This is a genomic window from Poseidonocella sp. HB161398, from assembly GCF_005870025.1.
Lineage (GTDB): Bacteria > Pseudomonadota > Alphaproteobacteria > Rhodobacterales > Rhodobacteraceae > Mangrovicoccus.
Genome location: NZ_VATA01000107.1, coordinates 1 through 13,154, shown reverse-complemented (window position 1 = coordinate 13,154; position 13,154 = coordinate 1). Strand labels below are relative to the sequence as shown.

At 66.8% G+C, this 13,154-nt stretch carries 12 protein-coding genes and 2 pseudogenes; 3 read left to right on the top strand and 11 right to left on the bottom strand.

Going from position 1 to position 13,154, the window contains the following annotated elements:
• Positions 1–94: 94 nt before the first annotated feature.
• A pseudogene (locus FGX59_RS34305) lies at positions 95–625 on the top strand (IS110 family transposase); the annotation flags it as partial.
• A gap of 465 nt (positions 626–1,090) precedes the next feature.
• Positions 1,091–2,005 (top strand): hypothetical protein, encoded by a 915-nt coding sequence (locus tag FGX59_RS34300; protein ID WP_138472906.1) that lies wholly within the window; start codon positions 1,091–1,093, stop codon positions 2,003–2,005.
• Between the two features lie 240 nt (positions 2,006–2,245).
• On the opposite strand, the gene FGX59_RS34295 is transcribed toward FGX59_RS34300, so the two are convergent.
• The 9 genes from FGX59_RS34295 to FGX59_RS34265 form a co-directional block, all read right to left on the bottom strand.
• On the bottom strand, positions 2,246–2,509 hold the full coding sequence (locus FGX59_RS34295; protein WP_255471669.1) for an IclR family transcriptional regulator C-terminal domain-containing protein: 264 nt from the start codon (positions 2,507–2,509) through the stop codon (positions 2,246–2,248).
• A gap of 671 nt (positions 2,510–3,180) precedes the next feature.
• Positions 3,181–4,578 (bottom strand): LacI family DNA-binding transcriptional regulator, encoded by a 1,398-nt coding sequence (locus FGX59_RS34290; protein ID WP_206078517.1) that lies wholly within the window; start codon positions 4,576–4,578, stop codon positions 3,181–3,183.
• A 66-nt stretch (positions 4,579–4,644) separates the two neighbouring features.
• Positions 4,645–7,173, bottom strand: coding sequence for a protein translocase subunit SecD (secD, locus tag FGX59_RS34285; protein WP_370296462.1), 2,529 nt, complete (start codon positions 7,171–7,173; stop codon positions 4,645–4,647).
• A gap of 115 nt (positions 7,174–7,288) precedes the next feature.
• Positions 7,289–7,648 carry a hypothetical protein gene (locus tag FGX59_RS34280; RefSeq protein ID WP_138472900.1) on the bottom strand — a complete coding sequence of 120 codons (360 nt, stop codon included), beginning with the start codon at positions 7,646–7,648 and terminating at the stop codon, positions 7,289–7,291.
• Positions 7,649–7,688: 40 nt separating this feature from the next.
• Positions 7,689–8,678 (bottom strand): TerC family protein, encoded by a 990-nt coding sequence (locus tag FGX59_RS34275; RefSeq protein ID WP_138472899.1) that lies wholly within the window; start codon positions 8,676–8,678, stop codon positions 7,689–7,691.
• 486 nt (positions 8,679–9,164) lie between these two features.
• A complete protein-coding gene (locus FGX59_RS37915) occupies positions 9,165–9,305 on the bottom strand; it encodes a hypothetical protein (protein ID WP_171060975.1) in 141 nt (46 codons plus the stop codon).
• 114 nt (positions 9,306–9,419) lie between these two features.
• The gene (locus FGX59_RS34270; RefSeq protein ID WP_138472896.1) at positions 9,420–9,620 is read right to left on the bottom strand and encodes a hypothetical protein; all 201 of its coding nucleotides are present in this window, start codon (positions 9,618–9,620) and stop codon (positions 9,420–9,422) included.
• A 647-nt stretch (positions 9,621–10,267) separates the two neighbouring features.
• Positions 10,268–10,423 carry a hypothetical protein gene (locus tag FGX59_RS37910; protein ID WP_171060974.1) on the bottom strand — a complete coding sequence of 52 codons (156 nt, stop codon included), beginning with the start codon at positions 10,421–10,423 and terminating at the stop codon, positions 10,268–10,270.
• A 134-nt stretch (positions 10,424–10,557) separates the two neighbouring features.
• Positions 10,558–10,881 (bottom strand): hypothetical protein, encoded by a 324-nt coding sequence (locus tag FGX59_RS34265; protein ID WP_138472894.1) that lies wholly within the window; start codon positions 10,879–10,881, stop codon positions 10,558–10,560.
• Between the two features lie 198 nt (positions 10,882–11,079).
• On the opposite strand from FGX59_RS34265, the gene FGX59_RS34260 reads away from it, so the two are divergent.
• Positions 11,080–11,976, top strand: a complete 897-nt coding sequence (locus FGX59_RS34260; RefSeq protein ID WP_171060973.1) for a DMT family transporter — start codon at positions 11,080–11,082, stop codon at positions 11,974–11,976.
• 172 nt (positions 11,977–12,148) lie between these two features.
• Here FGX59_RS34260 and purU read toward each other — a convergent pair.
• Positions 12,149–12,376 (bottom strand): annotated as a pseudogene (gene purU, locus FGX59_RS34255) (formyltetrahydrofolate deformylase); the annotation flags it as partial.
• A gap of 215 nt (positions 12,377–12,591) precedes the next feature.
• A complete protein-coding gene (locus FGX59_RS34250; RefSeq protein WP_138472890.1) occupies positions 12,592–13,068 on the bottom strand; it encodes a sugar O-acetyltransferase in 477 nt (158 codons plus the stop codon).
• Positions 13,069–13,154: the final 86 nt, after the last annotated feature.

The following is a 13,154-nucleotide window of genomic DNA, read 5'->3' as shown; positions in this document are numbered from 1 at the left end:
CCGGACCCCGAACCTGAAGATCGCCGCCTGACGTGAAACCAATGCTATAGCTTAGCCCGGCGGCAAACTGGTCGAAAAAACGGGACCACCTCTCGTCCGGCGGCTGCTTACCGATCAGCTCAAGCTCTCCGAGGTCGTGCTGCCCCTGCTGGAGGTCTGGCGCACGACGCGCCTGCAGGTCGCCAAACTCGGGCGGCAACTCGTCGCGGAGGCGCGCCAGAGCGAGGCCTGCCGGCTCCTAGCGTCGATCCCAGGCATCGGCCCGATCACCGCAACCGCGTTCGTCACGGCCATCGAAAGCCCTGACAACTTCCGGAGGTCCAGTTCGGTCGGAGCCTGGGCGGGCCTGACAACCCGCCGCTATCAATCCGGAGAGGTCGACTATGATGGCCATATCTCCCGGCGCGGTGACCGCCACCTCAGAACTCTTCTCTACGAAGCGGCAACGGTCATCCTGACCCGCAGCACGAGGGACAGCGACCTGCGTACGTGGGGGCGCAGCCTCCAGGAGCGCGTCGGCTTCAAACGGGCCGCTGTTGCGGTCGCTCGCAAGCTCGCCGTCATGATGCATGCCATGCTCAGGGACGGCACCCCGTTCGTGCGAACCGCTAAGGTCGTAGCCTGACGGCCCACGATAGTGCTCAGCTCCTGAGCGCGTCAGGACGTCCCTGCCGGGACGTAGGTCGAGCCATTCCGCTTGATGTGTTGCACCAACTCAACAGCCGAGTGCGTACCCAACCCAACATTGGAAGGCTCCTCTGCGGAGACCCATCATGCGGCGACCGACCAACGTGTCGACCGCGAAGACGACCCTGACCCCGGCAAACGTACCAACGGCGCGCTCTTGAAAGCTCAAGCGTAACGGCCTGGCATGACCACTGCCCGATCAACCTCCGACCGTCCACTCGTCTGGAGGCGCAACAAAAGTGCTTGCAATTCCGGCCGCGATTAGACGACCCATCATCAAGCCCTTTCCACAGGAGCGCGACTTACTCTCAAAAAAAAAATTGAACCGTTTTCGGGGGCCCTCCGACTAACTCATAACCGCGCCATGGTGGCGGGGTATTTGTAGGAACGAGGGCCTAGAGACATGACCATCAAGAACGTCGCCATCGGTGGCAACCACGGAACCGACTTCGACATTGAGACCGTTCGCACGATTGGTTTCCGCACCACGAATATGGTTGAAGCCATCCTGCTCAACGGTGTCCGCCATGGCGACGACCAGGGCCGCGAAACCGAGACGCTCGAGTTGCAGCAGGACGAGTACATCTGCAGGCTCGTGATCTACAACAGCCATGACAGAAAGAAGAACGAGGACCGGATCCGTGGCATCGAAGTGACCACCAGTGAAGGCCGGACCTTGACGGCGGGCACGCTGGACGGTCCGACCGACGTGCTGGATGGCGTTCGTGTGCTCGGGCTCGGCGGCAACGGCGGGCACATGCTCTTCATGCTGCGCGTTCGCTACATTGAAAACTACATCGAATCCACGCCGTTGCCCGGCGACTGGAAAGCGGTAGTCCGGGTGATCCCCCAAGGGCAGACCTTCGAGAGCTTCCAGTCGAGCCGTGTCTCGAAGCTGGACGCCTCGCGGATCTTCCTTGAGACGGTGACCAGCCTGCAGCAGACGAGCGAGGCCGGCGTCGCCGTGGGCGAATTCTCGGCACGCGCCAGCACGACGTTCGGCATCTCCGTCACCACCCAGAACGAGTTCATCGAACAGGTGGAGACCGAGACCGTCAGCAGCGAAAGGATTACCTATGCGCCGCCCCTCGGCCACGTGGGCCTTGAGGTTGTCCCCATGGAAGCTTTCACCGCCAGCGACGGGACGGTCTGGTTCTTCCCGGTCGCGGATCCCTCTATCGTCTCGGCCGCAGTGTCGGGCCCTGACGTGATCAAGGAGGAACTGTTTGACATGACCGGCGTACTGTCGCTCCATCTCCCCTACATGGCCCTGCAGAGCTATGGCCTCGAGCGCTTCTCGGAGCCGCTGCCTGCGTGAGCCAGCGGCCCCCGAACAAATGCGGCTCCCTGCTGATCGGCAGGGGGTCCCGACCCGGGACAGGATGAACCCGCAGAGTCAAAGCAGAGGTCCAGCTTCTTGGCCCTCACTCCCCCATCGCCCCCGCCACGCCCTCATAGGCCTCGACAGAGGACGATCTGGAGGCGATGTTCCTGTAGCAGGGCGGATGCCCGCTTTCCCTGCTGCGGCGCTTCTTCCAGGCGGTGCGTCCCGGCTCCGTCATCCCTTGCGGCCGAGGGTCTCCGAGATTGCCTTGGCGGTTTCGCGGACCGGAGGCACCAGCGCCTCGAAGTCCTCGCGGCTGGTGTCGCCGGTGAGCGTCGAGGTCGAAATCGCGGCGACGACCTGATGGCCATGGTCGAAGACCGGCGCCGCGATGCAGCGGACGCCCATGCTGTGCTCCTGGTCGTCGATGGCGAATCCCTGCGCGCGCACCTCGGCAAGCATCTCCATGAACGACTCAAGGCCGGTGACCGCACGAATTTTCCGTTTCCGCGGTAAAATCGTAGTCTGCTATCAGGCTGCGCACCTCCTCGGGACTGCGCGGAAACTTTCGAATGTCCCCAAAGTCCGCTCCTCTGCCGATCAACATGCCGAGTGCGCTGCGGGCCGAGCCGAGCGGCTGTTCCATGGAAAGCCGCAGCGCGGCGGTGCCGGATTCTGAACGACCGGACTGGCTAGCGACCGCGCGCCCTCGAGCTGGCCGGTCCTGTCTGCCACCGGCTCCAAACTGCGCTCTTTGCCAGTACGGAGGGGCGACCACGACCGGCAGCACTGGGGCAGCCCGTCCAAGTGGGCGCCGATCAGTCTCTGCCAGCCGTGAACGACCGCTTGTTCAGATTTATGGCCCATGCTCCGCAGCGGTGCCGCAAGTCCGTTTCGACTAGCCCGTCGCAACTGGACCACCACGACACGCCGAACTTCTGTGGTTGCCACCCATAGTACAAGAAGCTTTTGCCCCCCTTGGTGTGTGATCGCCTGCGGTCTTCTGTCAGGCCTTCAGTGTGCGGCGCTTTCAGAGACCGCAGGCCGGTATGATGATCTGCGGATCAGGTCCAAATCTTCGACGCAGGCTTTGCGCTTCACTTCGGCAAATGACCCGGCCTTCGGCTACGCCATGGCTGACCGCTGGCATACTCGGCAAGCCGCCGCTGTCAGACATTCTCGGGCGTGACGATCTCGAACGGGACGATCCGCATTGCCGGCGCTATGGAAGAGGCTCGTCCAACGGCATTGACCATCGCGTCGGCGAGCGCGTCGGAAGAGGCCTCGAGCGGATGGCAGAGCGCTGCCGTGACCAGCCCTTCCGTCAGTCCGGTGCGGGTATCGGGCCCCATGTCGCGGCAGACAAGCCGGATGTGCCGACGCGCGTCTGCCGGAACGTCCCGGAATGCGCGCAGCACGCCGGAAATGCCGCCGCCGAGAACCAGGATCCCCGCAAGCTCGCCGGCATTCTTCAGCAGTGCTGTTGCCATGTCGCAGGCCTGGCCGGGATCTTCCAGAGTCGGGCGGCTGTCGTCCAGGACCAGGGCCGGAGCATGTTCGCGCATGTAGGAGCGGAAGGCCGCATCGGCGGTATCCTGGCAGTGGTAGCGGTGATGGCCAATGAACACAGCGACACGCCCCTCGCCCCTGGCCATGCCGGAGATCAGCCAGGCCGCCGTGCGGCCGAGCTTCCAGTTGTCGGTTCCGACGAAGGCGGCACGTTCCGGCGCGGACTGATCGGTGATATAGGTGACGACCGGCTTGCCGAGCCCGCGCAGCTCCCGGATGGCTTCGCCGATCATCGGATGATCGGCCGCGATCACGGCGACCGCATCGCAGTCGCGGCCGAGCGCAAGGAGCCGCCCTGCGACGTTCTCCGGCGCGAGCTGGTCGGCGAATTCGATGAACGGATCGATGATCCGGTCCCGGCGCCGTCGGCAGGCGGCGGCAATCTCGCGGCCGAGGAGCTGGTAGAATTCGCGCGTGGACTGCTGCAGCAGAAAGCCCAGACGGTGGCGGGGCAAGTCTCCCGGCGCCGGGTTTCCGGTCCTGTCCAGTCCGGCAAAGCCGATCTCCTCCGCAGACTGCCGCATGCGCAGGGCGGTCGCGTCCCTGACCCTGCTTTTGCCTGAGAGCATGCGGTTGACAGTCGAGACCGAGACACCGGCAGCTTCGGCCAGATCGGCGATGGTCGGACGTGTCACGGGCGCCTCTCCGGCATTGAAGGTGTTATATGGATGGCAGGACTGCCGCCCGAGTTCCAGCAGCTTCGCCCGTTCGCTGCAACTCCGCATGAGGCCCTTCCTGGCCGGAATTGCCAGCTGCGCGGGAGCAGCAGGACACCGGCTGCCGTCGCAAGGTGGGAAATGGCCTGCACCAATGACATGCAGGATGTCCGCGACACGCCTTCCTGTGGCCGGGTGGCGCGCGTCCGGAGAACGTCCGGAGGCGGCCGCCCGGCGCTTTCGGGCCGGGACCCCGCGATCACGGAGCGAACTGGCGAGGTCGGCGGCGATGACGAACGGGACGCGGTGCCACCTGCAGATGATGCCGGACAATGTCTGCATCGGGCCGTCCGTCCCGTTTGCGCAAGTGGACGTTCCCGCCCGGACGGTCCGGGCGGGGCCGCCGGATCAGGCCCGGGCGGCGGCCGCATCCGGCGCGGAGTCCCTGCCGGCGGGTCCCGCATGACTGACGCCGAGATAGAGCACGATGTTCTTCGCCACGTAGAGCGAGGACCAGGTGCCCAGCACCACGCCGATCGTGATCGACAGGGCGAAGCCGCGGATCACGTCGCCGCCGAGGAACAGCAGCGAAAGCAGTGCTGCCAAAGTCGTGCCGGAGGTCATCAGCGTGCGGGCCAGCGTCTCGTTGGCCGAGAGGTTCAGGAGATCGCGCAGCGGCGTCTTGCGGTACTTGCGCAGATTCTCTCGCAGACGGTCGAAGACCACCACCGTGTCGTTGATCGAATAGCCGAGGATGGTCAGCAGCGCAGCAACGATTGTCAGGTCGACCTTCAGCCCGAAGAGCGCGAATACTCCAAGCGTCACGACCACGTCATGGACCAGTGCCGCGACTGCCCCGAGCGCGAACTGCCACTCGAACCGTGCCCAGACATAGGCGACAATGCCCAGCATGGCTGCCGCGACCGCCCAGAGCGCCATGCGCAGAAGCTCTGCCGAGACCTTGCCGCCGACCGTCTCCGCCGAGGCGAAGGCGATCTGCGGATCGACAGCCTTCAGCGCCGCTTCGGCGCGCGTCGGCAAGGCCCGAGCGTCTTCCCCCTCCCCGGTGCCGAGCCGGATGGCGACGGCATGGCTGCCTGGCGCGCCGCCAGGTCCCGAGATCTCGGCGAGGACCGCATCGCCGAGCCCCGCGCCCTCCAGCGCGGCGCGGTATCCGGCGATGTCGGGCACGTGCGTGGTCTCCGCGCGGATCTGCGTGCCGCCGCGGAAATCGGTGCCGAGGTTCAAGCCCTGAACCGCAATGACGCCGACGGACAGGACCACCGCCGCCACTGAAAGGCCGAAGGTGAAGTTCTGCCAGCGGAAGAAGTCGATCGCGGTCTTCACGGGCATCAGCGACAGCAGCCCGCGCAGGGCCAGCTTGCGCGGCTGCCGCCATTCGAGCCAGGTCTCGAGGACTGTCTTCGTCACGAAGATCGCGGTGAACATCGAGGTCAGGATGCCGAGCCCAAGCGTCACGGCAAAGCCGCGCACCGGCCCGGCGCCGAGCCAGAACATCAGCCCGGCCGTCAGCAGCCCGGTGAGGTTCGAGTCCAGGATCGCGGTGGAGGCATTGCCGTAGCCGGCCTGGACCGCCTGCCAGACGGACTTCCGCACCCGCAGCTCCTCCCGGGTGCGCTCGAAGATCAGGACATTCGCATCGACGGCCATCCCCATGGTCAGGACGATCCCGGCAAGCCCCGGCAGGGTCAGCGTCGCGCCGATCACCGACAGGACTCCGACCAGCATGGCGATGTTCAGCCCGAGCGCCAGGCAGGCGGCGAGACCGAGCCCGCCATAGCTTGCCAGCATCATCGCGGAAACCAGCCCCAGCCCGGCAATGGCGGCGCGCGTCCCGGCCTCGATGCTGTCGCGGCCCAGCTCCGGCCCGACGGTGCTCTCCTCCAGGACGTGCAGCTCGGCCGGCAGCGCGCCGGCCCGCAGCAGTGTCGCGAGCTCGCTGGCGCCCTCGGTGGTGAAACTGCCGGTGATGATCCCCGACCCGCCACCGATATGGCTCTGGATCACGGGTGCAGAGATCACCTGGCCATCGAGCACGATGGCGAAGGGCTCTCCGATATGGGCAGCGGTGAAATCCCCGAAGGCGCGCGCGCCCGCGGGATCGAACCGGAAGCTGACCGCCGGCCGGCCGTTCTGGTCGTAGCTCGCGCGGCTGTCGGTCAGGTCCGTGCCGCTGACCACCGCCCGGCGGTCGAGCCGGTAGTTCCGCCCGGGTTCCGTAGCCGAGGGCAGGCTCATTGCATCCTCCGCGGCCGCAGGCAGGACCTGGTGGAAGGACAGGCTTGCGGTGGTGCCGATCAGGCGCTCCAGCTCTGCCGCCGACCCCATGCCCGGCACTTCGACCAGGATGCGGTCCTCGCCTTGGCGCAGGATGGTGGGCTCCCGGGTGCCGGTCTCGTCGATGCGGCGGCGGACGATTTCCAGGCTCTGCGCCACGACGCGCTGGGTCAGGGCCGCCCTGCCGGCGGCGGTGTAGCGGATCGACAGTCTGGCACCATCCGCCGTTGCCTCCAGCTCGGCGGACGGACCTGCCTGGCCGGTGATGTCGTGCGCGACGGCCAGGGCAGCGTCCATGCCCGCCGGATTGGCGATCCGGACGCGGAGCTCGTCGGCGGGCGCTTCAAGGCGGCGTATGCCCCCCGTTTCGCCGTGAATTGCGCGGAGCCCGTCGCGCAGCTCGGGCCAGAGGTCGTCCATGCGGCGCGCGGCGACGCCATCGGTGTCGACCTCGGCCAGAAGGTGCGCGCCGCCCTGCAGGTCGAGCCCGAGCGAGACGGTCTGAGAAGACAGCCAGGAGGGCCAGGCGGCCTCCGGTGCGGCGAGGCGGCCGTGGAAGGCGTTGGGCAGGGCCAGCCAGAGGCAGGCCAGGCAGGTGGCCCAGATGAAGAGGCGTTTGAAGTTTGGTCTTTGCATGATGGATCCCGGACAGCGCGCCGGGCTCCGTGCCGCGACGGTGTCGATTGGTTCGGTCGATGGGCATTCCGCCCCGCAACCGGTCGCACTCGGGACCGGCAGCGGGGGCTTCGCGGGATCAGGCGAAGGGAGGTGCTCGAGGGAAACGGGTCGTGCGGGGCGCCGGGCGCGGCGGGGCGGTGGCCGCAGGGAAGCCGCGCAGCGGCGGACGCGCCACTGGCGGCGCAGGCCGCAGGTCTCCGGGCAGGAGACCGGGATTTGGCCCCGGATCGGGCGGAGCCCCCTGCGGGTCGGGCACGGCGGCCAGAAGCACGGGCGCGTGCAGGATGGCGCGGGCCTCGGGCAGATGCACTTGCGCGAGCGCGGCCGTCCCGGACGGCGGCAGGCGCAGGGGCTGCCGCCCCGCCGAGAAGGCGAGGACCAGGATCATGAGCCCGGCAAGAAGGGCGGCGGCGCGCAGGCGCAGCAGGCCGGTCATGTCCGGCATCCCGGGAAGCTGCGCCGCATCGCGGGGCCTCCTATTCTGCCGCCGCGGGAACAGTGTCCCTGCCGGTGCGCCACAGCGAATAGCCGGTGCCTGCCGCAAGGATGGCAAAGGTGATGCCCAGCGATGCGGCGGACGGGAACTTCTCCCATCCCGTCAGATCTGCAATGAAGATCTTCGAGCCGATGAAGACCAGCAGCACCGACAGCGCGTACTTGAGATAGGCGAAGCGGCGCAGGATCGCCGACAGCGCGAAGTAGAGGGCCCGCAGACCGAGGATCGCGAAGATGTTCGAGGTATAGACCAGGTAGGGATCGGTGGTGATGGTGAAGACCGCCGGAACGGAGTCGACGGCGAAGACCACGTCGGCGAGCTCGACCACGATCAGCGCCAGCAGGAGCGGGGTCGCGTAGCGCTGCATCCTTCCGGTTGCCGGGTTCTTGCGCTTGACCACGAAAGCATGGCCCTCGATCTCGTCGGTCACGCGGATGCGCCGCTTGAGAAACCGCACGACCGGGTTCGCCGCAAGGTCCGGCTCCTGGTCCTTCCGGGAAAACAGCATCTTGATGCCGGTGAAGACGAGGAAGACGGCGAAGACGTAGAGCACCCAGTGGTACCGCTCCACCAGCGTCGCGCCGAGCCCGATCATGGCGCCGCGCAGCACGATCACGCCGAGAATGCCCCAGAACAGAACCCGGTGCTGGCAGGCGGCCGGGATGGCGAAGAAGCCGAAGATCAGCGCGATGACGAAGATGTTGTCCAGCGCCAGCGTCTTCTCCACCACGAAGGCGGTCAGGTACTGTGCCGCCGCGGCGGCATCCATCTGCCACCAGACGAAGCCCGCGAAGCCGAGCCCGAGCGCGATGTAGAGCGCCGAGGTCTTCAGGCTTTCGGCCACGCCGATCACATGGTCCTCGCGGTTGAACACGCCGAGATCGAGCGCGAGGATGCCCAGCACCAGCGCGAGGAAGACCAGCCACATCCACGCGGGCTGGCCGAGAAACAGGGTCGAGAGAATTTCCATGATCGGACCTCGCAATGACACGCCTGCCCGGGGCTGCGCCGGTCCGCGAGGGGAGCCGGGCACGCCATCGAGCACACTCGATGCGGTCCGACATCGCACGCGCCATGGCCCGCGCCAGAGGGGCCCGGCCCGCTACCGCGCCAGATGGCGCGGCGCCAGGCACATGGCAAGGGGGGCGGGAAAATAATCTTCAGGGACACGAGCGGAAACGAGGTCGCCAGGACGGCAGACCCGGCTCCATCACGCGGGAGCTGTCGGCTGCACAACTCTCTGAGATCGGAAGCAAGGCGCGGACAACGCAGGATATAGGCCCGGCCCTGCAAGACCGGCATGCCCACATGCGGCGCCGCAGCCAGTTTGCGGCCGAGCGAGAAGGAGGTGCGGCGCCCCTCGAGTCCAGCCCCTTTCCGGCCGCGGACCGCGCGCGCTTTGCGTCCGGCATCTCCAAGAAGCTGAAGGACAGAAGCACCGGGGCGAGGCGGTCGCTCAGCTGCTCGATACTGGCGTCATCGGCACAAGCACCCGCGGCGCACAGGCCTTCTCCACTATCGCAATGATGACATGCTCTTGGACAGTGGCATGGCATTGCTCGAGGTTGTGCGGCAGCGTGGGCAGCACCACGGTCATGAGCAGTACCGCGCCCGGCATGCGCAGAGCCGAGTCGTTGCCGAGCTGCGGGACCATCGGGCCCGGAAGTGCGCGTTGAGGTGACGAGGCCATCCTCGCCGCCGCAGGCCCCTCTCAGATCAGCCCGTTCTCTTCTGCAAGCCAGCGGGGCATCGTGGCCATCACGGTGCAATCGGCGCCCGCTCCGGTTTCCAGCCTGATCCTGCTGCGCGGCAGCCAGATCGGGAGGCGTCCGGCTGCGGAAACGCGAAGCGCGGCGTCCGTTTCTTCATGGATTGCGACGTCGACCTCGACAGGTTCGGCATTTCTGTTCATGCAGCTTCCATTCCTTCAACAAGGCGTCACGCCGGAGATGGCACGAGGGAGGAGCCAGGCTCCGTTCCCGGTTCATGGCGTTTTGCGGAGGGGATCTCCGCTTCCGGGCGCACCATGACATGCGCGGGACCTGGGGGACAGTCCCCTGCTCTGCGACTGCATCAAGTTCCGCGAAAAAAGGGTTCTCGGGGCGTGCCCCTGTCCGTTGTCCAGTTTCCCAAGCTCCGTGCACGACGCCCCTTGGTTCCCGGCCCGGGATTGCCGGCACAGCTGAGCGGGAAGCGGAGGCAGCCGTCGCGTCTCCGCGACGGGACGCCTTTGCCCGCTTGAGCGGATCGTGGCAGTGCCAGCTTTCGGCGGTGATCAAGGTCTCTGACCGGCGGCAGGAAATGATCCGCTCCGCCCCCACTGCAATGACGCATGCGCCGGGAGCCCGCCGCCGGCCTTGGTGCGGGACACTTTGCTGCTGCCTCCCGGGGTTCCGATCACGGTTGCTCTCTTCCGCGGATGCGGTCCGGCTGGGTGGCCGCCCGGTGCGCCGCGGCCTGCCCTCCCCCTCCGACGGCACCGGCCTCCTCGGGAATAGATCAGGCGGGCGACCGCAAGGCAGAACAGGTCGTTTGATCCGGGTATGAAGATCCCCGTCGTCACCGCGGGGTCCCGACCGAGCGCGCGCAGCATGAAAAGGCATCGCGGTGCCGATTGCCGTTCGCCACGAGCAGCACGCAGGTGATCGATGCCGCCACCGTCGCGCCGAGCCAGGCGCCATCGGCAATCGGCGCGAAGAGCGAGCGGAGGGCCACGGCCGATCTTGTCAGTCCGGTCGCGAGTCAGGAAAGCCGGCGCTCATGCACTATGTGAACACCTCCGTGGCTTCCCGCCTCTCTGAAACCTGGTGCCAGGGCTGCAGCACCCATCCTGCTTCGAGGCGCCAGACTCACGCGGCGTGCGCGAGTGCGTCGCTTGCCTGAGACGGCGTCCTTATGGCGTTAACTGCAAGTAGCAGAGCGGCGGTTGAAAGAAGGGCGCCCGCCCAGTTCGGCGAAGCCAGCCCGTAGCCTGCGGCGATGGTCGCTCCGTCGGTCCGGGCTCCGTTGCCCTTGCGCAGCTTGACCATCCAGATACTCACCGAGGCCGCAAATGCGGACGCGCCTGCGGCGGACGCCCGATCCATGACGAGCTTCTGGATCGGCGAGACGGTCGCGAAGCCGAACGCCGCCGTCAGGAAGACCGACCGCGCGGCAATGATGCGGTCCTCCACCCAGATCCAGAACGCGAACAGGATGTCGGCCTGGGCGGCGGACAGTGGAGTCGCATTTGGCGGTGGCGCCCTGAGCTGCAGCCCCGGTTCCTGCGGCGATGCGGAACAGTACCGCTTCGTGCCGGTCCCTGATACCCAGCACGTGACTGGCAGCCTGTCCGGATCGGCGGCATGGCGCCATCCTCGAGGATACGGAAGATGAACGAGAATACCCGCGGCATCGTGTTCATGGTGATCGCGATGGCGACAATGCTGAGTTCCGACACGATCGTCAAAGCGGTGGCGGAGGACCTGCCTCTGTTCCAGGTCATCTTCATCCGCCATGTCTTCATGACGGCCGGACTTGCGGTCCTCGCCCTTCGTGACGGCGCCGCACGAATGCGGCCGACCCCGCGCGAGGGCCGCCTGATCGGCCTGAGGACGCTGGGCGAATGCGGCGTGGTCTGCTTCTATCTGGTTGCGCTCACCCTGATGCCGATGGGAACGGCGACCGCGATGTTCCAGCTGCAGCCGCTGGCGGTCACGCTGGCCGCCGCGGTCTTCCTGTCCCAGCCGGTCGGACCGCGCAGGATCCTGGCGATCGCCATCGGCTTCGCCGGCGTGCTGCTGATCGTGCGGCCGGGCAGCGATGCCTTCGGGCCCGGGGCCGTCTTCGTCTTCCTGGCGGTTGCCGCAGTCTGCCTGCGCGACATCACCACCCGCCTGCTCGGCGCGGCCGTCCCGGCGACGGCACTGGCCGCGCTGGCCTCGGCGGCGCTGCTCGCGATCAGCTTCGCCGCGACCCTTGTCAGGGGCGAGTGGGTGCCGGTCACGGCGCCGCAGTTCGGGTTGATCCTGCTTGGCGCCGGCTTCCTGCTGGCGGGCTATGTCGCAATGGTGCTCGCGATGCGCTTTGGCGAGATCGCGGCGATCGCCCCCTTCCGCTACGTCTCCCTGGTCTTCGGCCTGGGCTATGGCGCGCTGTTCTTCGGCGAGGTGCCGCAGCCGGCGATGCTGCTCGGCGCTGCGGTCATCGTGGCCAGCGGCGTCTATGCATTCATGCGGGAGCAACGCGCGGCCTCGGCCCCGGCAGTCCCTCCGACCCGCATGGGCTGAGGCGGTACCGCGGCAGCACGAAAAAAATGGCCGGGACAAGCCCGGCCCCAGTCCAACAGGGACAACAGAAGGTGCCCGGAGATTCCGCGCGGCGCCTGCTGCTTTGCCGAATATAGGGCATGAACGCATCTCAGGGAAAGGCTGCCTGTGCCACGCACACACCTGCCATGCCTCAGCCCATCCGTTCGGAGGAGTAGCTGCCCGGGGAGGCTGGGAAGACGACGATCTTGGAGCCGTTGGGGAAAGCGCGGCGGCGAGCATGGGCGTGGATCGCCCGCACCAGAACCTGCGCTACGACATCGCGGCCGAGCGAGACATAGTCCTCGGAGCTCTGCGCATGGGTGATGCGCACCGTGTCCTGCTCGATGATCGGGCGCTCGTCGAGATCTGGCCGCGCGAATGCCGGGCCGACTTCGGTCAGCAGCTGGGCATGGCTCCGCCCGTGCTGCGGGAAAGTTTGGAAATCGGCCTCCGGCCGCGCACGCATCGTGCCCGGAAGCCATCGGGCTTCTTGTCTGTGGCCGCAGCCAGACCCTGAGTGCAATCAGAGGATTTTGCGGGGATGCCATTGCCGCCGGCGGTCGTTCGGCGGCATCGTCAGCCCCCTGGCCATAGCTACAGCTGGCGAATGACCCGCGCCGGGTTTCCGGCAGCCAGCACGTTGGGCGGGATGTCCTTCGTGACTACGCTGCCCGCGCCGATCACTGAATTCTCGCCGATGGAGACGCCGGGACAAACGATCGCGCCGCCCCCAATCCATGCTCCGTCTCCGATCCGCACCGGCAAGGCATACTCCACGCCGGAACGTCTTGTCGCGGCATCAAGCGGATGGGTCGCCGTGTAGATCTGCACGTTCGGCGCAATCTGGACCTCTTCGCCGATGGCAATGGTGCTGCAGTCCAGAAACGTGCAATCGTAGTTGATGAATGTCCTTGCCCCGATCGAAATGTTGTATCCGTAATCGCAGCGGAGGACGGGCTTGATCACGACGGACTCGCCCATCTGGCCGAGAAGAGCCCCCAGAAGGTCTGTCCGTTCTGCTTCGTCCGCCGTTCCAGTTGCATTGAAACGCGCCAGAAGATCCTGGGACATTGCCAACTTGTTTTGAAGCGTACGCACTCGGCCTGAGCGGCGTCTTTCAGGCGGCCATCTCAAGGGCGTATCCGGCCCACAGGGCA